The 25,676-nt window shown below is 51.0% G+C and carries 23 protein-coding genes; 7 read left to right on the plus strand and 16 right to left on the minus strand.

Annotated features, from left to right (window positions below; all coding sequences use genetic code 11):
- Positions 1–33 precede the first annotated feature (33 nt).
- Positions 34–2,673: a hybrid sensor histidine kinase/response regulator gene (locus A1OO_RS01200; RefSeq protein WP_017005257.1), complete on the minus strand. Its 2,640-nt coding sequence runs from the start codon at positions 2,671–2,673 to the stop codon at positions 34–36.
- A 1-nt stretch (position 2,674) separates the two neighbouring features.
- On the minus strand, positions 2,675–3,892 hold the full coding sequence (gene nosP, locus A1OO_RS01205; protein WP_017005258.1) for a nitric oxide-sensing protein NosP: 1,218 nt from the start codon (positions 3,890–3,892) through the stop codon (positions 2,675–2,677).
- A 371-nt stretch (positions 3,893–4,263) separates the two neighbouring features.
- On the opposite strand from nosP, the gene A1OO_RS01210 reads away from it, so the two are divergent.
- Positions 4,264–4,932, plus strand: a complete 669-nt coding sequence (locus A1OO_RS01210; RefSeq protein ID WP_016959072.1) for a response regulator — start codon at positions 4,264–4,266, stop codon at positions 4,930–4,932.
- Between the two features lie 40 nt (positions 4,933–4,972).
- Here the strand turns inward: A1OO_RS01210 and A1OO_RS01215 are convergent, their stop codons facing one another.
- The 11 genes from A1OO_RS01215 to pedF all read right to left on the minus strand — a co-directional run bounded on the left by A1OO_RS01215 (position 4,973) and on the right by pedF (position 18,066).
- The gene (locus A1OO_RS01215; protein ID WP_017005259.1) at positions 4,973–7,015 is read right to left on the minus strand and encodes an insulinase family protein; all 2,043 of its coding nucleotides are present in this window, start codon (positions 7,013–7,015) and stop codon (positions 4,973–4,975) included.
- 21 nt (positions 7,016–7,036) lie between these two features.
- The gene (gene pqqE / locus A1OO_RS01220; protein ID WP_017005260.1) at positions 7,037–8,167 is read right to left on the minus strand and encodes a pyrroloquinoline quinone biosynthesis protein PqqE; all 1,131 of its coding nucleotides are present in this window, start codon (positions 8,165–8,167) and stop codon (positions 7,037–7,039) included.
- A complete protein-coding gene (gene pqqD, locus A1OO_RS01225) occupies positions 8,139–8,405 on the minus strand; it encodes a pyrroloquinoline quinone biosynthesis peptide chaperone PqqD (RefSeq protein ID WP_016959075.1) in 267 nt (88 codons plus the stop codon). The genes pqqE and pqqD overlap by 29 nt, the downstream gene beginning before the upstream one ends.
- 38 nt (positions 8,406–8,443) lie before the next feature.
- A complete protein-coding gene (gene pqqC, locus A1OO_RS01230; RefSeq protein WP_017005261.1) occupies positions 8,444–9,220 on the minus strand; it encodes a pyrroloquinoline-quinone synthase PqqC in 777 nt (258 codons plus the stop codon).
- 52 nt (positions 9,221–9,272) lie between these two features.
- On the minus strand, positions 9,273–10,193 hold the full coding sequence (gene pqqB, locus A1OO_RS01235; protein ID WP_017005262.1) for a pyrroloquinoline quinone biosynthesis protein PqqB: 921 nt from the start codon (positions 10,191–10,193) through the stop codon (positions 9,273–9,275).
- 121 nt (positions 10,194–10,314) lie between these two features.
- Entirely contained in the window at positions 10,315–10,386 is a 72-nt protein-coding gene (gene pqqA / locus A1OO_RS23940; RefSeq protein ID WP_081796241.1) for a pyrroloquinoline quinone precursor peptide PqqA, read from the minus strand.
- Positions 10,387–10,556: 170 nt separating this feature from the next.
- Entirely contained in the window at positions 10,557–12,680 is a 2,124-nt protein-coding gene (locus A1OO_RS01240) for a NosR/NirI family protein (RefSeq protein ID WP_017005263.1), read from the minus strand.
- Positions 12,681–12,781: 101 nt separating this feature from the next.
- Positions 12,782–14,290, minus strand: coding sequence for an acetaldehyde dehydrogenase ExaC (gene exaC / locus A1OO_RS01245; protein ID WP_016959079.1), 1,509 nt, complete (start codon positions 14,288–14,290; stop codon positions 12,782–12,784).
- A gap of 396 nt (positions 14,291–14,686) precedes the next feature.
- Complete coding sequence (locus tag A1OO_RS01250; protein WP_016959080.1) at positions 14,687–16,453, minus strand: PQQ-dependent methanol/ethanol family dehydrogenase; 1,767 nt, start codon at positions 16,451–16,453, stop codon at positions 14,687–14,689.
- Positions 16,454–16,579: 126 nt separating this feature from the next.
- Positions 16,580–17,599, minus strand: a complete 1,020-nt coding sequence (locus A1OO_RS01255) for a substrate-binding periplasmic protein (protein ID WP_026024103.1) — start codon at positions 17,597–17,599, stop codon at positions 16,580–16,582.
- 14 nt (positions 17,600–17,613) lie between these two features.
- Entirely contained in the window at positions 17,614–18,066 is a 453-nt protein-coding gene (pedF, locus tag A1OO_RS01260) for a cytochrome c-550 PedF (RefSeq protein ID WP_017005265.1), read from the minus strand.
- 248 nt (positions 18,067–18,314) lie between these two features.
- Here pedF and A1OO_RS01265 point away from each other — a divergent pair, with 248 nt between their 5' ends.
- The 4 genes from A1OO_RS01265 to A1OO_RS01280 are packed head-to-tail and all read left to right on the plus strand — an operon-like array spanning position 18,315 to position 21,995.
- On the plus strand, positions 18,315–19,484 hold the full coding sequence (locus A1OO_RS01265; protein WP_017005266.1) for an ABC transporter substrate-binding protein: 1,170 nt from the start codon (positions 18,315–18,317) through the stop codon (positions 19,482–19,484).
- 12 nt (positions 19,485–19,496) lie between these two features.
- Positions 19,497–20,474: a YVTN family beta-propeller repeat protein gene (locus A1OO_RS01270; protein WP_016959085.1), complete on the plus strand. Its 978-nt coding sequence runs from the start codon at positions 19,497–19,499 to the stop codon at positions 20,472–20,474.
- A gap of 7 nt (positions 20,475–20,481) precedes the next feature.
- Positions 20,482–21,210 (plus strand): ATP-binding cassette domain-containing protein, encoded by a 729-nt coding sequence (locus tag A1OO_RS01275; protein ID WP_016959086.1) that lies wholly within the window; start codon positions 20,482–20,484, stop codon positions 21,208–21,210.
- Positions 21,207–21,995, plus strand: coding sequence for an ABC transporter permease (locus tag A1OO_RS01280; RefSeq protein ID WP_017005267.1), 789 nt, complete (start codon positions 21,207–21,209; stop codon positions 21,993–21,995). The genes A1OO_RS01275 and A1OO_RS01280 overlap by 4 nt, the downstream gene beginning before the upstream one ends.
- Before the next feature lie 136 nt (positions 21,996–22,131).
- Here the strand turns inward: A1OO_RS01280 and A1OO_RS01285 are convergent, their stop codons facing one another.
- From A1OO_RS01285 to dusA, 3 genes are all read right to left on the minus strand, one after another.
- The gene (locus A1OO_RS01285; protein ID WP_016959088.1) at positions 22,132–22,782 is read right to left on the minus strand and encodes a TIGR04219 family outer membrane beta-barrel protein; all 651 of its coding nucleotides are present in this window, start codon (positions 22,780–22,782) and stop codon (positions 22,132–22,134) included.
- A gap of 154 nt (positions 22,783–22,936) precedes the next feature.
- The gene (gene pspG / locus A1OO_RS01290; protein ID WP_016959089.1) at positions 22,937–23,203 is read right to left on the minus strand and encodes an envelope stress response protein PspG; all 267 of its coding nucleotides are present in this window, start codon (positions 23,201–23,203) and stop codon (positions 22,937–22,939) included.
- Between the two features lie 193 nt (positions 23,204–23,396).
- Positions 23,397–24,437, minus strand: coding sequence for a tRNA dihydrouridine(20/20a) synthase DusA (gene dusA / locus A1OO_RS01295; RefSeq protein WP_017005268.1), 1,041 nt, complete (start codon positions 24,435–24,437; stop codon positions 23,397–23,399).
- A 292-nt stretch (positions 24,438–24,729) separates the two neighbouring features.
- Here dusA and zur point away from each other — a divergent pair, with 292 nt between their 5' ends.
- Positions 24,730–25,188, plus strand: a complete 459-nt coding sequence (zur, locus tag A1OO_RS01300) for a zinc uptake transcriptional repressor Zur (protein WP_017005269.1) — start codon at positions 24,730–24,732, stop codon at positions 25,186–25,188.
- A gap of 17 nt (positions 25,189–25,205) precedes the next feature.
- Positions 25,206–25,667, plus strand: coding sequence for a chemotaxis protein CheX (locus tag A1OO_RS01305; protein ID WP_016959092.1), 462 nt, complete (start codon positions 25,206–25,208; stop codon positions 25,665–25,667).
- Positions 25,668–25,676 lie beyond the last annotated feature (9 nt).

Genomic DNA, 25,676 nt, shown 5'->3' on the forward strand with positions numbered 1-25,676 from the left:
AGTCGCCCCATCTTGGATGTGCCACAGGCCGTGCTATCGATTTCGAGACGATACAGACGCTGACTTCAACGGCAAACCGTCGCCATTATCACCGTTGAGCAGATGCACCATGGTCATTTTCAAGCGCATTGGTGAAATGGGCTTATGCAGCACCAAGTAGCCACAGTCGCGCGCGTGGTGCTGTAATTCTTCACTTCGATTGGCCGTCACAATGACGGTCGGCACGGGCTGCAGTCGTTGAGCATTGATCGATTTTGCCAATGCCAACCCTGTCAGCTGGTTATCAAGGTGATAATCGGCGATCAATAATTCCACAGGCGATTGCACCGTATCACAACTGATTTGCAGCGCTTGCAATGAACCTGCCGTCGTCACTTCACAGCCCCAGCGTTGCAATAACTCTTCCATCGCACTACAAATGTTTTGATCGTTATCGACCACCCACACTCGCGCCCCTTGCAGCGCCACAACGCCATCCGCCACCAAAGCTTCAATATTGCGCGGGCTTTGTGTTTCGGCTGCGCCATAGGGCACAAGAACAGAAAAGCGCGAGCCGACGCCGGGTATGGAATCCACCGTCACTGTGTGCCCCAGTACGCTGGAAATTTTATCCACGATGGCAAGGCCAAGTCCTAGTTGGGTATGAAGGTGATCATGATCAGACGTCAAGCGCTTAAACTCTTGAAATATTTCTTTTTTCTTATCTTCCGGTATACCTACACCCGTATCGAGCACTTCAATGCGTAGCCCATCGCGACAACGACGACTGCCCAATAGAATTTTACCCGACGAAGTATAACGAAGCGCATTGGTCATCAGATTGCGAAGAATACGGGCGAGCAATTGGGAATCAGAGTACACACAGGCAGAGCTTGGCACGTAACGCACCTCGACACGGCTACCTTCTGCAGCATGAGCAAAGTCATGGGCGATATTGTCCAGTAGATCGCTAACTGGGAATGACTGTTTATCTGCCCTGACCACGCCCGCATCAAGCTTGGAAATTTCCACCAATGTGGTGATCAATGATTCCACATCATCCAAAGAATGGGTCAGCGAGTTGACCAGCTTGCGTGCAGAGGGCGACATGCGATGACTGAGCAAAGAGCCAAGATACAATTGCGCCGCATTGAGTGGCTGCAGCAGATCATGGCTAATTGCGGCAAGGAATTTGGTTTTAGACAAGTTAGCGCGTTCTGCTTCTTTTTTGGTTTCCAACAAGCGCTCTTGAATCACCCGACGCTCTTCCACTTCACCCTGAAGCTGGGTGTTAAGTTGCTGCAACTGTGCGGTACGCTCTTGCACCCGTACTTCCAGCGTCTGGTACGCCAACTCTAACTGTTGCGCACTTTGTCGACGTTCCGTGATATCCCAATTGAGAACAAACAATCCGGTGATAGTGCCGTTCGATGACTGGTTCGGCACATAGCTTTTTACCACGTAGCGAGCCTCTCCACTGGCGTTGTATTCTTCAATTTCAAACACCACTGACTCGCCAGACAGTGCGCGATCAACATAGGGTTTCAGTGCGGCAAATTTGGATTGGCTGCGTGAAATGGAAATATGCTGCCCAAGCAATTCTCCGCTTGGGAAGCCATACCATTGGTCATAGGCGCGGTTTGTAAATTGATAGCGTAAATCGTCTCCAACATAGGCGATAAGCGCTGGCACATTATCGGTGATAAGTCTCAGCCATTGTTCGGTTTCACGAAGCTCTTTGGCATCAAGGTAGCGCTGCGTAATGTCGGTGTAGGTATTCACATAGCCATCATCTTCCATCGCATGACTGCGCACTTCAATCACGCGTCCGTCCGGCAAGGTTTGCACGCGTATTCCTTCGGGTGGGTGCATCCCTCCGCGTCCAATACGCCAAAGCGTCATTGGCGAAGCCGCCGTTAACGCCTCAATGTGCGCGCCGTTAAGTTGGGTTTGAGTAAACCCTGTCATGGCAAGAAAGCGTTGGTTAAAGACCTCGATACCACCTACCTTGCTCACCATCAGCACGCCTTGCGACAGGTTATCGACCATGTTTTGCAGCACGCGGCTTTTTTCCGCCATCGCGGCTTCAAAGCGGGCCGTTTCCGCCAACTTGAGTTGAGTAATATCGGAATACAACATCACCATGCCGCCATCACTGGTTTCGCGTTCTTTGATTTGTAACCAGCGATTGTCATGCAGTTTTATCGTATGCCCGTTATGATTTTCATCCACTTCGCGCACAATCAAACCGTGCTCTTCCGCCAGCTGACGAATTTTCTCTGGTGTCAATGCTGGGGTATTGAGTGAGATAGCGTTATCACGCCAGTAACGTTGGAAATGGCTGTTGGAATAGACAAGCTCGCGATTAGGATCATACAAGGCAAAACCATCAGAGATAGATTCTATGGCGTCGATAAAACGCTGATGCGCTTGCTCGGCTTGGGATTTAGCCTGCGATAATTGGCGATTTGCCGACTCAATCGATTGCAGCGCATGATTAAGCTCATCTGTTTTTTCACGAACCTGATCTGCCAACACAACAGAATGTTGAAACGCGCCCCAAGCATCTAGCTGCGCGCCACCTCCGCCCTGTTCAACGCGGCGAACCAACGCATCAATCATCTTCTTTTGACGTGCGTTTTCGGCTTTTAGAGCAGCCAGTTGTTGTTCCAATGTCTGTTGTTTGTCGCTCAATTTAGCCTACCTTTCGCTCTGCATTTTCCGTATAAGGTTCGCCTGATTTTGGCGGCTTCCCAATCATCACCCCTGTGAGCGTCTGGTTCATGTGGATACCATTGAGCTGCTCGCCATACGTGTTAAAACCAATGAGACGAAAACGGGCAAACATGGCTTTGGCTTTATCGCGCATCTGCGCCTGTTCGATCTCCAACCGCCGCAAGAAACAGTCACAACCTAAGGTCATTTCAAGCTCGCCAATGCGTGCTTCAATCGCGCTCAGTTTGGTTTGTGTATCGGCAAACAGATCGCCCGGTCGCATCGCAGTGACCACAATGCCGTCATCCACCGCACAATAGAAATCGAGGCTCAGATCTTCATTCACTTTCTGGATCGAGCGGACGTAATACTGATCGCCAATCAATACCGCTAGCGGGTGCAAGGCATAGATCTCAGGGCGCAGATCTTCCAGAGCGATCCCCACTTCCCTTGCGTATACCTCTGCAGCCGGTTCGGCATTAAATTCGTAAACGCGACGCGCTGTACAATCGGCTTCGGTTACCACCAGCTTACTGTCGAGGCTTTCAATATGGTGAGTGGTGAACACTTCAAAGGGGCAATGGGTGTTGAACATCACCACAATGGCAGATTCAGTATGAAACGCCCCTTCACTGTAAACATGAGTATTGGCAAGGTTGATGTCATCGCCTGCCGAGCCACCAAAATGCGGCAAACGACCCAGCGCGGTATCGAGCGTGACCAAAAAGCGCTCTTCGTTTGGCGAGAGGCCATCAATTAACGTCAGTACGAAAGTGTTACTGCTGATCGGCGCTTTTTGATCGTGCTGGCAAGCTTCAATGAGCGAGCTGACACAAAGCTGCGCCGCATGAAGATCAAACTCTTCTAACGGCACGCGCATCCCAGACACTTTAAAATCTCGGCGTGAAAAGCCCAGCGCACTGATACTGCTTTTGGCATACCCCGATTCGGTAATTTCCCCCGCCGACGTGCAACCCATCACCTCGCAATGCGAGAACGCATGGTTCATCTCTTTGCCCAGCGCCTCCAAATCGTAAGCCGAGGAGCAAAAGAACAGCACAAAGCCAATCTCTTCGTTATCAAGCTGAAGGGCGAGTTCATGCGCCGCCTTGGTCGCATCAAGCTGATAAGTCGCTGCACTGAATATTGCCTGTTTCTGCACTGACGATTGCTGCACTGATGGTTGAAGCGCTGCCATGTCGGCCTCCTAGTCGCGTTCAGAATTGAATCACGATCAAATTAGGTGTCTCGATACCCGAGTAACCTCGAGATACAAGGTATACATCACTTATTAGTTTACTCGTTGTATTGGTATTGAAACCTCATACTTACGAAGGATATTTACAATTTTGCAAACTGTGCGAGCCAAAAATTTCAAGAATGTGACAGGTCATGGGTCACAAATGGAATCAGGGTCTCTACACTAAAAGACAGGCGTATCGTTGCCTATGACGTGATGATGGCATCGCTTTTTTTTAACCTGCAGAATCTGGCGTTTTAAACTTGCAGATACACAGTTGTAAGCCCTATCGGGAAGATGGTGGTGCGACTACTTGAAGGGATTGTGTTATGTACAAATTTCTCGTTGCTGACGATCATCCTCTCTTTCGTGATGCGCTGATCTCGGTGATCCGCGGGCGCTATGAAGAGTGTGAGATCCTTCAGTCAGAAGATATCGAACGCACGCTGGTGCTGGCGGATGAGCATTCTGAGCTGGATCTTATCTTGCTTGATCTCAACATGCCTGGCATGGCCGGCCTTAAAGGTTTGCTCGAGCTTCGCAATCAACACCCCACCATCCCTATCGCGATTATTTCAGCGGAAACCAACAAACAAATCATCTTGCAGACCATTGCGTATGGTGCCGTAGGTTTCATCGCCAAAAGCGCTTCTCGCGAGAAAATGCGCGAGGCCTTTGAGCAAATACTTGATGGCCATGTGTATTTACCGGCTGACATCATTCGCGCAGAGAGCGATAAAGACGGCTCTCCGCGTCGTAAAGACGACCCGCAGTTTTCTCCTGAAATGCTCCACACCCTGACGCGCCGCCAATTGTTGGTATTAAAATCGATGGCACAAGGCTCCGCCAACAAGCAGATCGCTTACGAGCTGAGTATTTCCGAAACCACGGTTAAATCTCACGTGTCAGCGATCTTAAAGAAATTGGGCGTGCACAATCGAATCCAAGCGGTTGTTGGCGTCACCAATATCGACTTTGATCGCTACCTCAAACGGTGATCTATCGGCAAAGCGATCTGATCACCGGATCGAACCCGCTTCAATGCAACGTTGGGTGCTTTAACGCATAAAGCACTTTGGTTGCCAGTTGGGCGAGATTTGTTGGGGTCACCACAGAGAAATCCAGCGCGACGCTTCGCCCTACTGTGTTAAGCAAAGCACGATGAAATCGGGCATGAGATTTGTTGTAACGCGCCGATACCAGACCCAATCCACCGCGGCATGCTTGTTCAAAACCAATTTCACCTAAGGGTAAAGAAAGGGTTTCAAACGCATTTAGCAGCGCAATGAAACTGACACTCGGATCGCTATCGGCCACGGTATCAAAGGTCAATTCGAAGCTCATTAAATCCAGCGATACCGCAAAGCTGTAACAGCGCCCACCTAATCGACGCTTTTGCACCAATGAGGATGCCATTACCGCTTGCCCAAGCGCTGCCATGGCGCCTGCTTCGGTCGTATGAGGGAAAGACAACGTCACATGCATCGCCGTCTCGTCATCTCGGTGACTGGCCATGATAGCCCCTGTGCGAACCACAGGAACACTGCCCGCACAGCAAAACACAATGCCTTGCGGCGTGTGCTGCCACTCGCCATCGACGGCACTGATCTCATCTGCACTCAGTGTTTGATGCCAGAAATGGCGCAGTGCGACGACGTCTCTTTCAGGCAAATCCACGGTATAGCCCAGCACCAACGCATTGGCACAATGCCACTCCCTCATCGAGCCAAGCATGGGCTTACCTTTCATCCATGCCCATCTGAGCGTGCGCTGCTGACAAAGCAAAAGCCAGCGTTCCAAGCTGCTACGCGTTTCTGCATCACGCACATTGCTGCGACACAAAATCGCCATGCGAGTCAGCGGCGGGCAAGGAGAAAGCCATTCGCCATGACGATGCGGTGTATTCTCTTTCGGGTCTTGTTGCAGCAAAGAATCGCAGACGTCTGCTTGTAAACACGGTGGTGCAAATGGGGTTTCTGAAAATTCGTGATACAAACGCTGCAACCCATTCCCCCATCGATTCACCATGTTTCTGCCCTGTTGCAGCGTGAAACAACCGGTTTGCCACATCGCACGACGTGAAGAAAGACGAATGCAGCAATCATCAATATGACGTTCAAGGGCATGCTTGTCACATTGCGCCGACACGCGACATCGCAGCGCGGGCACAGGTTGAAAATCACTGGTCAACGGCAGCAGTTCCGCCCCTAAGGCTTTCAACTGTTTCTGGCTCTTAAGCGCATTCAGCGTCGGATATAGCGCCGCCGCCCAATGTGAAGAAAACGGCAAGGTTTCAATTCGATCGCCGTCTTTCTCAAGTGGAATGTCCGCGAATATATTCGGGATTTCCATTGATACTGGCAAAGGCTCTCCCACATTGTTAAGCGCTTTGGACATTTGCCGCCATAACGCCACCATCGGCCAAGAACCTGAGGTCAGTAGCAGCATGTTGTCAGGACGATAATAATGGCGGTGATAGCGACGAAGCATGCCGATATCTAATTTGGGAATCGTATCGGGCATCCCACCATACAGCGCCGCTCGCAGGTCACTATTCACCGCTTGCACCGTAGACGCTCGAAAGCTTTGATGACGCATGTATTCGCCAATTTCACGATACATCGCGCCGTCGTACCCACTGTCATGCTGACGAACGATTTCCTGATCAAAATCTTCTTGCGTCAGCTGCGGCGACAAAATGCTGTCCGCAAAAAAGCCTATGCCGCGCAGTACTGAATTCGGGTCATACCCTGACAGGTGAAAACGGGTGGTCTCTTTTTGGGTGCTGGCATTGAATTCGAGCAAAGCCAGCTCACTGCGAAGGGAAAGAAAGGTTTCGGGTTCGGGATAGCGCATGGAACCACGCAACACCATGTGTTCTAACGCATGGGTGATCCCACTGTCATCATTAACGGGCGTGGGGAGAACAATCGCCGCACTTAAGCGTGATTCTTCCGACGAGGCATGATGCCAGTGCAGCGCTCCACTCACATGGCGATAACCCACCCACCCTGTTTCCAATTGCTGCTCGTTGGGCGGCAACAATAGCCAATCCGGCGCGGCAGGATGTGATTTCGCCATAGACTTCCCTCATCAAGATGCTCAAGGTTTGACAGACAAAATCAGTTGGCTATTTTTAATGGTTCTCGCCAATGCTGTGCTGTGACAGCCTTGATTTGCCTTTGCCACCGCCTCTTCGATCACATGGTGATCGGGAGACTTGCTGCAAACTGGATCGGCTTTGGCAGGGTCCCCTGTCAGCAACATCGCCTGACATCGACAACCACCAAAATCCTTTTCCTTCTCATTACAGCTTCGGCAAGGTTCCTGCATCCAGTCAAATCCGCGGAAGTGATTAAAGCTTTCTGAGTCATGCCAAATGTGCGAAAGCGAGTGATCTTTCACGTTTGGATGAGGTAAATCGAGCATAGCCGCGCTGTGGCACGGCAGAGCCAAACCATCCGGGGCAATGTTCATGAATATGTTCCCCCAGCCACTCATACAAGGCTTGGGGCGGCTCTCGTGATAATCCGGCGTGACGAAAATAAACTTGGGTCCGACCCCTTGTTGCGTGTCACGCAGTGCGTTTACTTTGGCTTCAGCTTGTTCGATTTGAGTGCGTGAGGGCAGCAAGGCATCGCGATTGTGCAGCGCCCAGCCATAGTATTGGGAGGTCGCCAGTTCAACAAAATCTGCGTTGAGTTCAATCGCCAGCGCCATAATGGCTTCAATCGACTCGATATTTTGCCTTGTGATCACCACGTTCATCACCATTGGAAAGCCGTGCGCTTTCACAGAATTGAACATGGCTTTTTTGTGGGCGAAGGCATGACGCTTGCCCGCAATGGCATCGCTCAAATCGGGATCGGCAGATTGAAAGCTGATCTGAATATGATCCAACCCTGCGATCTTCAGCGCTTCAATGCGTTTTTCGTTGAGGCCAACGGCTGAAGTAATGAGGTTGGTGTAATAACCCAGTTGATGCGCGTGTGCGACCAGCAATTCCAAATCTTTACGCAGCAAAGGCTCGCCACCGGAGAACCCAAGTTGCACCGCCCCCAGCTCGCGCCCTTGATCTAAAACGCGATACCACTCTTCGGTGGAAAGCTCATCGGCTGCGTCACCAAGATTCAGCGGGTTAGAACAATACGCGCAGTGAAGCGGACAGCGATAGGTCAGCTCTGCCAGTAACCAAAGCGGCGGATTAACAGTTCTCGAGCCATTTTTTGTCACGGGCGACCTCCACAAACTCATTCACATCTTGCGCCAGATCCACACCGGGAAACTTTTCTTCCAACTGCGCAATCACCTCCAAGACAGATCGTGGCGAATCAAACTGCGTCAAAATTTCTGCGGCGCTTTCACTGAGCTTCACCATGCCTTCTGGAAACAGCAGCACATGGCAATCCTGTGCTTTTTCAAACTGCATACGAAACATGGCATTTCGCTGGTACTTCGGCTCATCACTCACACACTGTCACTCCTTGATGTTAGACCGCCTACGGCCGTTCATGATCGGTCAAGCGCATGATGCCAGACCGGCTTGTCAGTGATCCCCACATACGGCGGGCGTTCAAATTCATACGCCATGCTGATGGCATCGAGTAAAGACCACAGAATATCAAGCTTAAACTGGAGGATATTCAGCGCCTTGCCTTGCTGTTCTGCAGTTTGAAAATGATCAAGCGTGATCGACAATCCATGCGCCACATCGCGACGTGCCTGACTCAAGCGCTGACGAAAATAAGTCAGCCCCTCGGGATCAATCCACGCATAATGGGTAGGCCAAGAATCCAATCGTGATTGATGAATTTCCGGTGCAAACAATTCGGTTAACGACGAGCAGGCGGCTTCTTGCCATGTTGCTCGACGCGCAAAATTGACATAGGCATCCACGGCAAAACGTACACCCGGTAGCACCCATTTCTCATCAATCACATCTTGGCGATCCAAGCCCACGGCTTCCGCTAATCGAAGCCAGGCTTCAATGCCGCCCCATTTGCAATCAAGGCTCTGATGCCCATCATGATCGAGAATACGCTGTACCCATTCGCGTCGAATGTCAGGGTCACGGCAATTGGCCATAATGGCGGCATCTTTAATAGGTATGGAGGTTTGATAGTAAAAACGGTTCGCCACCCAAGCGCGAATTTGCGCTTTGGTGCAATTGCCGCTGTACATGGCTTTGTGAAAAGGATGATGAATATGGTAGTACTGCCCTTTACTGAGCAGTGCTTCCTTAAATGCTTCTCGGCTCATCGCTGTTGTCATGGCAGTGTTCGTCATCATCCCTCCTTGGGGTCGCATACTGCGTGGCGAATTTCTGGTGCTTTAACGCCTAAACGGTAATTTCCATGCCATCAAATGCGATGTCGACACCGGCATCCAACACCGCTTGATGCTCGCTAGAATCAGGGTCGAGAATAGGGTTAGTGTTGTTAATATGGATCAACACTTTGCGCGGCTTCTCGTATTCAGCAAGCAGCGCCAACATGCCGTTCTCACCGGACACAGATAAGTGTCCCATGTCGCTGCCAAGGGATTCCCCTAGCCCTTCACGGATCATTTCATCATCCGTCCACAAGGTGCCATCTATCATCACGCAATCGGCATCGGCTAGCGCTGAAAGCACAGCTGGATCATCTTTCACCCCTAACCCCGGCGCATAGAACAACGATTTCCCGCTGCGTGTATCGGTTATTTTTAGACCGATGTTGTCACCGGGACGCGGTCGATGACGAAAAGGAGAAAATGGCGGTGCATTCGACGTTAACGTGATCGGGGTAAAACGTAACGCAGGCACCGCCGGAATATGCCAGCCATCAGCAGATTGCGCATCGATCGTGTGGGTTCGATAACCGCCTTCCCAATGTTTCATCATCGACAAAATGGGATAGCTAGAGCTGAGTTCTTGTTCCACTTCCGGTGTGCAGTACAAATCGAGCGGTAAGCCTTCACGCAAGATGAGCAGCCCTGTGGTGTGATCAATTTGCGCATCCGTCACGATCACCGCGCGAATGGCTGACCCCCTTGAACCGTCGGCTTTGGCAAGCTGCGGCGTGGCATTAATTTGCTGGCGAATATCGGGCGATGTGTTAATCACTACCCAGTTTTCACCGTCATCACTGACAGCAATGGAAGATTGCGTGCGAGGCAAGGCGCGGCTGGTGCCGTTACGCACCGACTGACACATACGGCAATGACAATTCCATTGAGGAAAACCGCCTCCTGCGGCAGAACCCAGAACCACAATCTGCATCAACGCACTCCTTTGCTGTCTGTATTTTATTATCGGTATTTTTCAAACCGTCTTTTACGAACGTTTTTACGAACATAAAAAAAGGGATGCATCCCGAAGGCGGCATCCCATTTCGACTCTCTCAACGATTGCTGATATAGAGGGTGACTTCAAAGCCGAGTCGTAGTTCTGTGTAGCTAGGTTTTTTCCACATAGTGCTTACTCCTTGTACCAGATACTCAAGTGACAAAAATACTCGCCACCGTTTCTAGCCTAATAAGAAGTCCTAAAACTACCAATCCTACTTTGTGATGATTTCTCTCGTACGAGACACAATAGACTTTTGCCTAATCAGGGAAAGCCAATACTGACTCCCTCTCACCACTAATAAATATTTGGTGAAACAACCACTACCACGCTTTCATCTGATGACTGAGTCGCCCTTTTCGATTTTCGGTTCTTGCCGTATTTGTTTGCCACGCAGCGATTTTCATCACTGATGATCGCCACGCACTCTAAACACTGCACACACTCGTTGTAATCAATGCTTCCGTCGTTGTGGATGGCATTGATACCGCAACTTTTTTCACATAGACGACATGGGCTACCGCATTCGCTGCGACGATTCAGCCAACTGAAAAGCCGAAAACGTCCCAATACCGCCAACCCCGCTCCGAGTGGGCAAAGGTAGCGACAATAGGCTTTGTGAACACGCGCGCTGATCAGCAGCAGAGCCAAGGCATAAATCACGAAAGGCAGGCTGCGATCAAACACCAAGGTGACGGCCGTTTTGAACGGTTCGACCTCTGCCAGGGTTTCGGCCAGCGACAAACGGTTAAACGCCATGCCCACCAGCAACACTAAAACGAAGTATTTGAGATAAATCAGCCGCTGATGCCACGCATCTCTGATTTTCCACTGCCGAACACGATACTTTTCTGCCACTGCGGCGATAAGTTCCTGCATGGCACCAAACGGGCAAAGCCAACCGCAAAACAGCCCTCGCCCCCATAAAAACAGGCTGATGAACACATACGTCCACAGCACAAACAAAATAGGATCGAGTAAGAACACCCGAATATCAAAGCCATTCCAGAGTGATAACAACAAGGTGTAGATATTCACCACCGACAACTGCCCTTGGGCATAAAAGCCAATGAAGCCAATCACAAACACCAAAGAAGCCAGCCGCGCAGGCGTCAAATAACGATTGAACCGCACTAGCCGACGCTGAAACACAAACACGCCCGTGAGCAGCACCAAATACATCGCCATCACCGCGATCTCAGCTTGCCTGTCGATCCAAATTCGTTGCCAAAGCGGCAAGGGTTTTTCTGTTGGCGGCACTGCCACCAACAAGGTCGACGGCAATGCATATAGGCTTTCGACAAACACATGCTCAGATTCCAAATGGTTTTTCACCAGTTGCACTGTCATGCCGACCGACAGCGGCACGGCGGGATCAAACCCGCTCTGATCGGAGAACGTGAAGATATTGAGCCGCTCAAACGGCGCAAGTGGCAAAGCAAAGTCGGCGTGTTGGAGATGAAACAAATCCGCATCACGCAGCGCCAACGGGCTACCTTGCTGACGCAGTGAAAAGCGAGCGGGCGTGGTGCCGCGAACAAAATCGTCCGCCACAAAATGATAGCCTCCGCGTGATCCCACCAGCAACGCGATTTCACCGGGCGCGAGCGTGTTCATCACGCGCTGGTATTCCGTTTCACCGAGCAGGTTTTTTCCGACCATCGGCGGATTTAACACCGCCAACGTGAGATCGATAAACGACGTATTGTCGGGTTGATCCGAATCGCGCGCATCGGCAAGGCGCGAGGCATTGACCCCCAACGCGGCGGCAGCCTCTTCCTCGCTCAGTTGCCAGTGATAGAGGTAGTTGTCATCGTTCAATGCGCTGAGTGATTTGGGCGAAAAAGTGTCGGTATCCAATTTGGTTTGCACTGACGAACCAAAGCCTGTCAGCCGTGCCTGCGCCACTTTTCGCGCCGCCGAAATAATGGTGTCATGCACCACCATCACCGACACCGTCGCTTTGGTCACGCCATCAAAATAGACAATGTCATCACTGGCGATACGCTGTTGCGCGCTGCCGACTAACACTTGTTGTTTGAGTGATAAACCACCGTACTGATTGATAAAATCCACCAGCGGCTTTTCACCCAGACCGTGAAGAAAAATAGGCTCATGATGGCCGAGTAAGGCAATGCCGAGAATGTGCCCGTCGGTGTCGAGGCCAACACGCAGATTAATGCTGTCACCAGAAAAGCCGGGGAAATCGGTCAGATCATCCGTTTCAAACAAAAAACCAAGGGGCTGATCGAGTTGATAGATTTCAGTGACAGGTAACGTGTCACTGGACGCTTTCATCCGTGTGGCGCTAGGAAAGATTGCCTGTGCCTCCTCACTCACTTCCCGCCAAGATTCAGCAGAAACCAAGAAAGGCAGCAAGATTAAAAGCAGCCATAGAAACAGGGCACTACGCCATCGCATGACAAACCTGCTCATAAAAAAGCGGGGCATCATGCCCCGCAAAAGCTATTGTGTCAGGCAGCGCGGGGAGGTCGCAACTGCCTTCAACGAGCGGACAAGGATCAGAAGAAACCTAACGGATTGATGTCGTAGCTCACCAGCAAGTTTTTAGTTTGTTGATAATGGTTGAGCATCATTTTGTGGTTCTCGCGGCCAATACCTGACTTCTTGTAGCCGCCGAATGCGGCGTGTGCAGGATAGAGGTGGTAGCAGTTGGTCCACACACGCCCCGCTTGAATAGCACGGCCCATGCGATATGCGCGGTTAACATCACGCGTCCAAAGCCCTGCACCCAGACCGTATTCCGTGTCATTGGCGAGTGCTAGCGCTTCAGCTTCATCTTTGAAAGTAGTCACAGCGATCACCGGACCAAAGATCTCTTCTTGGAACACACGCATGGTGTTGTCGCCTTTGAAGATAGTCGGTTGCACATAGTAACCACCATTCAGATCAGTCGAATGACCGCCCATCAAGACTTCAGCACCTTCGGCACGGCCGATGTCCATGTAACCCATGATCTTTTCGAATTGCTCATTGGATGCCTGAGCACCCACTTGCGTTTCGGTGTCGAGCGGGTTGCCATGTTTAATCGCTTTAGTGCGTTCAATGACCTTGGCGATAAACGCGTCATAAATGCTTTCTTGAACCAGCACGCGAGATGGGCAAGTACACACTTCGCCTTGGTTAAAGAACGCCAGCACGCAGCCTTCAACGGCTTTGCTGATGAATTCATCTTCTTGCTGCATCACATCTTCAAAGAAGATATTCGGTGATTTCCCACCCAGCTCAACCGTTGAAGGGATCAGGTTGTCAGCCGCGCAGCGCAGCACGTGGTTACCAATGGCCGTCGAACCTGTGAACGCTATTTTCGCAATGCGCGTTGACGTTGCCAGAGCCTGACCGGCTTCTGGGCCCATGCCGTTAATCACGTTTAAAACGCCTGGTGGGATCAGATCGCCAATGATTTCCATCAACAACAAGATAGTGGTTGGCGTTTGCTCCGCGGGTTTAAGAACGATGCAGTTACCAGCAGCCAATGCTGGCGCCAGCTTCCATGCCGCCATTAATAGCGGGAAGTTCCATGGGATGATTTGCCCTACAACACCGAGAGGCTCATGAATGTGGTAGGCCACGGTATTGGCATCGATTTCAGCCGCAGACCCCTCTTGCGACCTAATCGCGCCGGCGAAGTAGCGGAAATGATCGACACAAAGCGGGAGGTCAGCGGCAAGGGTCTCACGAACAGCCTTGCCGTTTTCCCACGATTCCGCCACGGCCAAGTATTCGATGTTGGCTTCGATGCGATCGGCAATTTTGAGCAAGATGTTTGAACGCTCTGTGGCAGATGTAGCCCCCCAAGTCGCTTTGGCTTGGTGAGCGGCGTCGAGCGCCAGCTCAACGTCTTCTGCGGTTGAGCGAGGGATTTCAGCGATGGAATCACCTGTGCAAGGCGAGGTGTCGGTGAAATACTGCCCTTTGATTGGCGGAACCCAGTCACCGCCGATGTAGTTAGCATAACGCGCCTTAAAATTAACGACGGCTCCGTCGGTATTCGGTTTTGCGTAAATCATTGTCCACCCCTGTGTTTGGCGATTTTCCCTGTGTCGTCCCTAACATGTCTTAGTCAAACCAAATATCTATTTAAGGAGTTGGTCAATTCAGAACAGTGTCAGGCGTTATGATTAGAGTATGAAACTCTCACAGGATCTCTCCATCGCCCCATGGTCGGCAAAATCTCATACTTTGGAGGGAGATGAGACCGGGAGCGAGGGCTAGGCCACAGATTTACGCGCTTAACGATGAGTATTATTCGCTCCGCACACCTCTGTCTGTCCCGATTTCAATAACGGCAACACGTTGCATGACGAATACCTGTTATCACTGCGTTCATGGCGATCATCAGACAAGAGAATGCCGAGCATCCGCTCGGCATTGTGGTTTTCATCAAGTAAATTCAACGTGAAGGTTTAGCGCTTCGGCAGCTTAAAGGTCCACACCATGCCACCTTGGTTGAAGTCCTTCACGCGCTTGGCAACGTCGCCCCCCCAAAGTGGCACTGCACCGCCCCAGCCAGACAAGACCGAGATGTATTGCTCACCGTCCATGTCCCATGTCACCGGGCTACCCACGATGCCAGAGCCAGTATTGAACTTGTAAAGCAGCTCGCCCGTCTTGTCATCAAAAGCCATCAGGTAGCCTTCTGGGTTACCGGTGAATACCAGTCCACCCGCGGTCGTCAACACGCCACCCCACAAGGGCGCATAGTTTTTGTATTCCCAGACACGCTCACCGGTTTTCGGATCGTAAGCACGCAACACACCGATGTAATCTTCATTTAGCGCTTTAATGGTAAAACCCGCACCGAGGTAAGCGGCCCCTTTTTTGTAAGCAACCGGCTCATTCCAAATGTCCATTTGCCACTCATTAGCAGGCACGTAGAACAAACCCGTTTTCGCGCTATATGCCATCGGCATCCAGTTTTTACCGCCAAGGAAGGACGGCGCGGAAGTCACGGTGTTGCCCTGCTTGCCGTCTTTAATTTCGGTTGGATCGCCTGGGCGGTTCTCTGACACAAACATTGGACGACCTTTGTCATCCAAGCCTTTTGCCCAGCTGATTTTGTCCACAAACGGGAAACCACGAATGAATTCACCGTTGGTGCGATTCAACACATAAAAGAAACCGTTACGGTCAGCCGTGGCGGCAGCTTTCACTGGCTTGCCGTTTTCGGTGTAATCAAACGAAATCAGCTCGTTCACCCCATCAAAATCCCAGCCATCGTGCGGCGTGGTTTGAAAGTGCCAAACAATTTTGCCGTCATCGGGATCGATCGCGAGGCGAGAAGAGGAAAAGAGGTTATCGCCCGGACGCATGTGGGAGTTCCATGGCGCGGGGTTACCCGTACCAAAAAACAGTAAATCCGTGTCGGCATCATACGTGCCACCTAACCAAGGTGCAGCGCCGCCGCTTTTCCACAGATCCGCAGGCCAGGTTTGACCCGGCTTACCGCCAGAAATACCGTTCTCCATTTTCTTACCGTCTTTCCACACGTAACCCATGTGGCCTTCAACGGTCGGGCGCTCCCAAACCAGCGCTCCGGTTTTGGCGTCATACGCACGTACTTTGCCGACAACACCGAATTCACCACCGGAAACGCCGGTGATCACGTTACCTTTGACCACAATAGGGGCAGCTGTGATCGAATAGCCGTCTTGGTAGTTATCCACGGTTTTTTTCCAGCGCACTTTGCCCGTTTTGGCATCTAACGCTACTAGCTTGGCGTCCAAGGTGCCGAAAATCACCAAATCGTCATACAAGGCAACGCCACGGTTAATCACGTCACAACACGGCATGATGCCATCCGGTAATCGTGCATCGTATTGCCAAAGCTCATCACCCGTTTTCACGTCAATGGCGTAAACGCGTGAATAAGAGCCCGTCACATACATGACGCCGTCTTTGACCATCGGCTGGCTTTCTTGACCGCGCTGCTTTTCACCGCCCAGCGAAAATGCCCATACCGGACGAATTTCTTGCACGGTTTCACGGTTGATGGATTCAAGCGGGCTGTAACGCTGCCCTCGAAGCCCAAGACCATAAGTCACGATATCCTCGGTGGTTTCCTGATCGGCGAGGATGTCTTCGTCCGTGACACCCGCATAAACCGGCGCGGCGGTCAAAGCGAGTGATAGCGCAGCATAAATGCCGCAGCGTTTAAATGACGTTGCTGTCATGGGAGTACCTCATTGTTGGCTGACTGCTTGGGTAAGCACGTCATGTCGTGATTTCATGCTAGCGCCACCTCGCCCAATCCCGCCGCATAGCGGCCTTGATTTGACAGGGAAAGCAGGCGCTAAACGTTAAAGGGGCACAGGCAAATAGCGATTCGGCAGTTGATAGCTAACGCCATACTTTTCGCCCCAGCGTAAGAAGTCGCCGTTTTCGATGTGTGCGACCACAATGTCTTCCAGTGCATACGCCAACTGACGGTAGTTTGTGTGCACGGCGATACCGAGTTCCCACTCGGCACGGCCAAGTAAAGGGAATGCAAGCTCAGTGAGTTTCTGGGTGGGAGCTGCGTCTGGCGACGCGTTTTTCTTTGATGTGTCTGACAAGAATTCGTCGTTCCGTGATGTGTTTTTCACCTTGTTTGATGCGGGGTAAGAAGCTTGCTGATGAAGCCATTGGAGCTGTGAGCTCATCCCCATCACCATGGCGACATCGCCGCGTTTCAGCGCCGAAAAAGCCTCGGTTACCGAAGGGAAGGTACGGCTGTTATCGCGAAAACGCCCGCCGTATGCCGTGGTCAAATAAAACTGAGGCACGGTGTCGACTTCAACCCCAACAGGGTGATACATAAAACGTGCTGCGGTTTGCGGTGTATCGAGTTTGTCGCCGTCATATGCCAGCAACCAGCGCTCACTGTGGTAGGGCGCAAACATATGGACCAACTCATGAGCGGGCAAGCCGAGATCGTCGCGCTGCATGGCGAATGCTCTGTCGTAAGGCACTCGCAACATGACGTCAGCTTTCACACGCTGGCCATCGTCGCTGGACAGGTTCATCCCCTTCCAAAGGTAATTGCGCATGTCATCTTCAACGGTTTCATCAGGTGTCATCCAGTGAAGATTTAGCTCGACGCCTAGCCCTTTTGCCAACGCATTTGCCAGCTCAACATCCATTCCCGCAGGGTTGCCATTTTCGTCCATAAACGAATACGGTGGGAAGTTGCTATACACGGCAATGCCTATCACTCCTCGCGATTGAATATCGTCGTAAGACAGCGCATTTGAAGGCCCTACTTGCAGCATCCATGTCGCAAGCAGTATCGAGAAAATAGGGCAAAGCCTTGTTGAGATAAGCGGCAAAATTCGAGTCATCACTGCGCCTCCCGTTAACCGTTTTCCGGCGCCACGGATTCAAGCCAAGTACGAATTGCCCACAGCGCTTCTTGGTTGAGGTGCTCCGTCATCTTCGGCATGTACACCGCGCCATTACGCACCGCGCCGTTTTTCACGCGATAGATGTACCACTCATCCCCATCATAGTCGGGAGACAAGATGCGAAGATCCGGCGCAATACCGCCTGAAATGCCTTCAAGACCGTGGCAGCGTGCGCAGTTTTGGTTATACGCCGACGCGCCAATACGCTCGACTTCCACCCTGACATTGCCAGACAAATCGCGATAAGGGTTGGTGTCGGTCCAATCAGCCCCCAGCACCGGAATGGATGTGGTGTCGATAGATTGCGGGGTGACATTGCCATGAGCAAAAACAAGCTGTGAACTGAGTGTCGCGACAAGTGCGACAGCGGTGACTAAGCAGATATTGCGTTCAACCTTTTCCATGTTGCGCGAGCTCCTTTTTCAATCAATGCGGGGAACGTTTAAGCAGTACAGGGAGAAGTGTAGGAGCGTCAATGTATTGAGAACATGCTACAAAAGCGGGGTTATTCCTCATTCTTTGGGAGGATTTTTTTAAAACAGAGACCCGCTATTTGGCAAAAGCAGACCACACTGCATACAGTAAAGACGGAATTTCATACGGAGTGTTTTAACCAATGGATAGACTTGCTGTACTCGCCAACGGACGGATAATGACACTTTGCGTGCCCCTCTTTGCCGCGTTTTTTTCTTGTATGACACTTGCCAGCGTCAACATCGAAATAGGTCTTCTACGACAGCCCGTCGATACCTCCACCGCCGCGCCGATCTACCTTAGAGAACCAGAGAATAACGGCGAGGCAGGAGCCACCTTGTCGATTGATGATGCCAATGGTACCGGCAAATTTTTGGGTCAAAAATACAGCCTGCGCACCGAAACCAACGCAGATAGTGACCAGTTAAACGCCACCGCGAACCAGTGGTACCAAGACGGTGTGCGCTTTTTCCTGACCGACCTTGATACTCCTTCTCTTGTGACTTTGCGAAAGGCACTGCCGGACGATGCCGTGCTTCTCAACATCGGCAATCAAGACGATGCCTTGCGCACATCAACCTGCCTGCCGAACACCCTGCATACCGCCCTCAGTTACAGCATGCGCGCCGACGCCATTGCGCAATGGCTCAGAGTACGTCGACTCAATCGCGTGTTTTTGGTCTCTGGAATGTCGCCAGAAGACGACGCCTTTTTGGTGACGGTCAAACGCACACTGAATAAATTCAATCACAAGGTGGTCGCAGAGAAAGTATGGAATTTTGATACCGACCTTCGCCGCACCGCGTCGGCTGAATTGCCTTTATTTACCCAAGCGAGCGATTACGACGTGGTGTGGGCTGTCGACGAAAACAACGTGTTTGGTCAGCATTTGCCTTACAACACTTGGTTACCTCGCCCTGTGGTTGGCACACACGGACTACGCGCCGACGGTTGGCATTACGTGATTGAGCAATGGGGCGCGGTTCAGCTGCAAAATCGCTTCAATGATTTGTTCGCCCGCACCATGAGCGCTAAAGATTATGCCGCGTGGGTCGCTGTGCGTTCAGTTAACGAGGCTGTCACCGCCTCCAACACGGCTAACGTAGCGACCTTACTGCCCTTTATGTTGGGCGAGCGCTTTCAGCTTGCCGCTTACAAAGGTCGCAAGCTGACCTATCGCTCATGGAATGGGCAGCTTCGCCAAACCGTGCCACTGTTTGACGATCAGGCTCTGATTGCTTCCGCGCCATTTGACGGTTTTCTGCACCCTCGCAACGAATTGGATTCTTTGGGCATTGATCGCGCGCAAAGCCAATGCCGCTTATACCCTTCACCCGATAACGCATAAGGACGTCACGTTATGACTCTGACTCGAACTCTGCTTGCTATGACGCTTGCCACCATGCTCGCAGCTCCAGCCTTCGCCAAGGAATTTGCCTACGTCGCCAATGAGAAAGACGACACCCTGAGTGTGATTGATATGGACACGATGGAAGTGGTCAACACCATCGCCGTCGGCGATCGCCCTCGAGGCATCGAACTCAGCAAGGACGGCACGCAGCTTTACATCTGCGCCAGTGAATCTGACACCGTACAAGTGCTCGATCTAGCGACCAACACCTTAGTGGGCGAATTACCATCAGGGGAAGATCCTGAATTGTTCGCCCTTCATCCAGATGGCAAACGCCTTTACATCGCCAATGAAGACGATGCTTTGATGACAGTGGTGGATATTCCAAGCGCCAGCGTGATCGCGCAAGTGGAAGTGGGCGTGGAGCCGGAAGGTGTCGCGGTCAGCCCGGACGGAAACACGGCGATCATCACTTCTGAAACCTCCAACATGGTTCACTGGATTGACACCAAAACCAACGCCATGGTGCACAACACTTTGGTCGATGCGCGTCCACGCTATGCGGAATTCAGCCCAGACGGCAAACAGCTTTGGGTCAGTGCAGAAATCGGCGGCACGGTATCGGTTATCGATACAGCGAGCAAAGAGATCATTAAGAAAATCAACTTTGCGCCTAAAGGCGTGCACAAAGACAAAGTTCAGCCCGTGGGCGTGCGCCTGACCGCTGATGGAAAAACGGCGTTTGTCGCATTAGGTCCTGCAAACCACGTGGCGGTAGTCAATACTGATACGTTGGAAGTCGAAGACTACTTGTTGGTAGGTCGCCGCGTGTGGCAAATGGCGTTTAACGGTGCTCAGGACCGACTGCTTGCCACCAATGGCGTCAGTGGTGATGTGTCGATCATCGACGTGCCAAACCGCAAGGTATTAAAAACCGTCAAAGTCGGCCGCTACCCTTGGGGTGTTGCAGTCAAAGAGGCGAACTAACCCATTCATGATAGATGTTAGCGAACTCACTTACCGTTATGGCGCGCGCCTTGCGCTAGACGATCTCACCCTGTCGCTCGGACAGGGTTTGCATATGTTGCTCGGGCCAAATGGCGCGGGTAAAAGCACCCTATTCTCGCTGCTTACCCAGCTCGCACCCTGCCAACATGGCGAGATTAAGCTACTGAATGAAACGCCTAGCCGACGTACCATGGCCAAGCTTGGCGTGGTGTTTCAGCAAAGCACACTGGATATGGATTTAACCGTGGCGCAGAACCTCAGTTATTACGGGGCGCTGCATGGTTTCAGCCAATCACAAAGCATGAATAAAGCGGCTCCCTTGCTGGCGCACTTCTCGCTCACGGATCGGCTTCACGACAAAGTCCGTGCGTTAAACGGCGGGCATCGTCGGCGCACTGAATTAGTCCGCGCCTTAATGCACTCCCCTTCAGTATTGCTGCTGGATGAACCCACCAGCGGGCTTGATCCCAAAGCGCGTAGATCGTTATCGGATGCCGTGCGCGCCCTTTGCGAGCAGCAACCACTTTGTGTGCTGTGGGCAACCCATTTGATTGAAGAAGTGGATGACGATGACGATGTGCTGATCTTACATCGCGGCAAATTACAGGCACACAATAAAGCCAGCACCTTGCGCAGTCTGCATCAACACCCCACACTGGCAAAAGTGTTTGCCGCACTCACCACGGATGATGAAAACACGGAGGCCGCCCGATGACCTATTGGTACGCGTTTGTTGGGATTTGTTATCGAGAATGGCTGCGTTTTTTCTCTCAGCGGGCGCGTTTTGCCGCCAGCTTAGTGAGGCCGCTGCTGTGGCTTATTGTGTTTGCGGCAGGTTTTCGGGCAACGCTCGGCATCGCCATCATGGAGCCCTATTCCACTTACATCAATTACGAGGAATACATACTGCCGGGACTGTGCGCCATGATCTTGCTGTTCAACGGTATGCAAAGCTCACTGTCGATTGTGTATGACCGCGAAATGGGCAGCATCAAGGTGTTGCTGACCAGCCCCTTGCCTAGACCGTTCTTGTTACTTTCAAAACAGATTGCGAGCGCATTGGTCAGCGTTTTGCAGGTCGGCGTATTCTTGGTCATCGCAGCCCTTTATGACAGACCACTTGAGCCGATGGGTTATATTCTGGCGATCCCTGCGCTTTTTCTCACCGCCCTCATGCTCAGTGCGCTCGGGATTGTGATTGCCTCTCGCATCAAGCAATTGGAAAATTTTGCGGGGGTGATGAATTTTGTCATCTTCCCGATGTTTTTTCTCTCTTCCGCGCTCTACCCGCTTTGGAAGATGCAAGAAGCCAGCGTGTGGCTGTATGAGATTTGCCGCTTTAATCCCTTCACATTTGGCGTCGAACTGATCCGTTTTGCACTGTATGAACAATTAAATGTCACCGCCCTGCTGGTGGTTTTTGCCTGTACCTTGGTGTTTGTTATTCTTGCGGTTGCGGGCTTTCAGCCCACGCGAAATCAAGGAAAAGGCGGACGCTAGCTTCGTTTTTTTGCTTGTTTCAGTTAACCGCTTTTCAGTAACCTTTCGCTCCTGCAGCAACCCTTTCAGCCACAACAACAGGCATAAAAAAACCGCGCCGATGCGCGGTTTCGAAACTTGCATTGCTTGGAAGCAATTAGAAGTTCAGTTCAACGCCACCAAAGAAGCCGTCGTTCATGAACTTACCTGGGTTAGCGCCAAAGTAGTTGAAGTCGTAGTCTTGAACACGGTAACCCGCTTTAAAGTTCAGATCTGCCGCAACAAGACCCAGCGTGAACAATACGCCCGCTTCCGCATCAACCGTGCTGGTTTCATCGTAGCTACCAAAGCTGAAGGTACCGAACAGAGACACTGGCGTTGCTGGAATACCCAGACGCACATCACTGTAAACAGCGGGTTGCCACTCATCGAATTTATGAACGCCAAAGTTACCTTCAAATTTCTGTAGGTTCAGACCGATATCGAAAGAAATCAGGTCGTTGTCCAGAATTTCATAGTAAGCGATCAAATCGTACTGAGTAAAAGCAACACTCTGTGTGTTAGCGCCTTGAGAGCTCACATCGGTGTAACGAATTTTTGCGTTAGGTACCAATGGGATGAAGTGTTCAAATGCGACGTAGTAAGAGCCCTGTACGTTAGTATCATCAGCACGAACATCGTTGATTTTCGCATCGGCGTACCAAGCATCCACACCCGCTTTAGCGCCCAAAAGCACCGCTGATTGCGCAGGCAGAGAAACGGTTGCTGCTACGGCTAACGCAGCAAGAGAAAGGTTTAATTTTTTCATTGAAAGGACTCCGCCTTACATTTTGCAGTTTATGGTTTGCGAGGACTATAGCAAAACTGACACAAAAATTCCGCACAAACTGTCGGAATTTTATGCGGAATCATCAATATAAATCTGGACACCAAGAGCGACTATCCCTCTTGTCGTCGTACTTTTAGTAACGACGTGCTCGTTCGCGACGACGTGAACGCTTGTGGTAATAATCACGGGCATTTTTAGCGGTTTTATCACGTCCTTTTAGCAACCAAATAATCACCGCTATCACGATAATCCATGGCAACATTTTAAACACTAAGCCAATCATGCCCGCCAGTGCCATCACGACAAAGCCCACGACCATGGCTGCTATTACGCCAATAAAACTAATGCCAGTGGCTAACAATGCAATGGTGAACCCCACCAGAAATAGAAACTCAATCATCAGACTCTCCTCGAGTACACAGTGTCACTTCCAATTATCTTCTGGTATTGCACGAAGCAGGCCAACTTTACTAACTGTTTAAAATCATATAGATAATAAAAAAGCGTAAAGATTAACTCGCTACGCTTTCCTATTTATTGGTAAATCACACCAACTCTTGCGGTATTTTTAACCAATGCCTTGCTCGTTGAATTTAAACATTCAACTCCGCTGGGATTTTCGCCAATGCCGCTTCAAGCACTTCAATGCCAGAACCCGGCTTATGCGCATTTTCGCTGATATAACGACGCCATTGACGAGCGCCAGGCATGTTTTGGAATATACCCAGCATGTGGCGACTAATGTGATTCAGATGAGCGCCTTTGCTCAACTGCTCTTCAATGTAAGGGAACATGGCTTTCACTGCGTCACTTCGCTTGATGATCGGCGCATTGCTACCGAACAGGCGTTGATCGACTTCTGCCATCATGTAAGGGCTTTGGTAAGCCTCGCGGCCAATCATCACGCCGTCCATGAATTGCAAATGCTCTTCTGCTTCTTCGAGAGATTTGATACCGCCATTAATGGCCATCGTCAGATGCGGAAAGTCTTTCTTAAGCTGATAAACACGCGGGTAATCCAGCGGCGGGATTTCACGGTTTTCTTTCGGGCTTAAACCAGAAAGCCACGCCTTACGGGCATGAATCGTGAAGTTGTCACAGCCTGACTTTTCGTTAACAGTGCGCACGAAATCGACCAAAAATTCGTAGCTGTCTTGGTCATCAATACCGATACGAGTTTTCACCGTAACCGGAATATCCACCACGGCTTTCATGGCTGAAACACATTGCGCCACCAGCTCAGTTTCACCCATCAAACACGCACCGAAACGACCGTTTTGCACACGATCAGACGGGCAACCCACGTTCAAGTTAATTTCGTCATAGCCACGTTCAACCGCCAGCTTGGCACAGGTCGCGAGATCGACAGGGTTAGAACCGCCCAATTGCAAAGACACCGGGTGCTCTTCGTCATTAAACAGCAAAAAATCGCCTTTACCATGAATGATTGCCCCTGTGGTGATCATCTCGGTATACAGCAGCGCGTTCTTAGAAAGAATGCGGTGGAAGTAGCGACAATGGCGGTCTGTCCAATCCAGCATCGGAGCGACGGAGAAACGGGCTGACGGGTAAGACACACCCTCAGACGTAACGCCTGATTGTGGATTTTGGATGTCAGTAGCTTCATTCAGCATGGATAAACCTCATTGCACTCAGTCACGCAACAGTGCCGCCAATGCAGCACCTGATAAAAAGTGAGCGGATTCTACCTCAAAGTGTGAGCTGGACCAAATAGCTGGCGATCTGAATATGCGTAGTTGCCACCTTGAACCAGCAAAAAATGGCTGGCTGCATTCGTTCTCCCATCCCGTATCACCATACGTATAAGCTACAATGTCTCAAAGACGAACCGCGGTCACGGCCTTGAGAGTGCGTGTTTTTTTTGCTGTGATAGAATATCCATCTCAACCTGATTTTTGAGATCTTATGGCCAATCATTCACAACTCATCGCCCGAGCTCAGTCGTTGTGTGAACAACGGGGCGTGCGTATGACCACGCAACGGGAACGAGTGTATGACATCATTATTCAGAGCAAGCGCGCTATAACCGCGTATGACCTGCTTGATGTGTTAAGGGAAATTGAACCACAGGCCAAGCCACCCACTGTCTATAGAGCGCTCGATTTTTTGCTTTCTCAGGGGTTTGTGCACAAAGTTGAGTCAACTAACTGCTTTATTGCTTGCTGTCTGCCCGGTCATGAGCAACATTGCTCTCAACTGTTGATTTGCGATGCGTGTGGCACGGTAGAAGAGTGTCATGCGGATGCCTTGTCTAACGCCCTTCAAAAAAAGGCGAATCAGGTTGGTTTTGCAGTGAGTCATCACGTTGTTGAAACACATGGAATATGCCACGCATGCCAGCTGGCAACACATAAAATGCAGTAGGACGGTGAACAACTATTATGCGCGCTGAATTTGTAAACCCATTCTTGTCTTCATTGGTGAACGTGCTGACCACAATGGCGCAGCTAGAAATCACACCAAGGAAGCCGCAGCTTAAAAAATCAGAGATCGCAAAAGGTGATGTGTCTGGTTTGATCGGCATGGTTGGCGATCAGACTAAAGGATCGCTTTCTGTCACGTTTGAAGAAGAGCTCGCGCTGGAAATCATGAACCGCATGTTGGGTGAACGCCCAACGTCTATAGATGCCGATGTAACGGATATGGTCGGCGAAATCACCAATATGGTGACGGGCGGTGCGAAGCGCATTCTGGCTGAAAAAGGCTTCGATTTTGAAATGGCGACGCCAATTGTGGTATCCGGGAAAGATCATACCATCACCCACAAAAGCGATGGTCAGATTATTCTTATGCCGTTTGATTCTGAATTTGGTCGTGCATACATCGAGATCTGCTTCGATTAATCATGTATT

It is taken from the genome of Enterovibrio norvegicus FF-33 (genome assembly GCF_000286835.2).
GTDB classification, from domain to species: Bacteria; Pseudomonadota; Gammaproteobacteria; order Enterobacterales; family Vibrionaceae; genus Enterovibrio; species Enterovibrio norvegicus_A.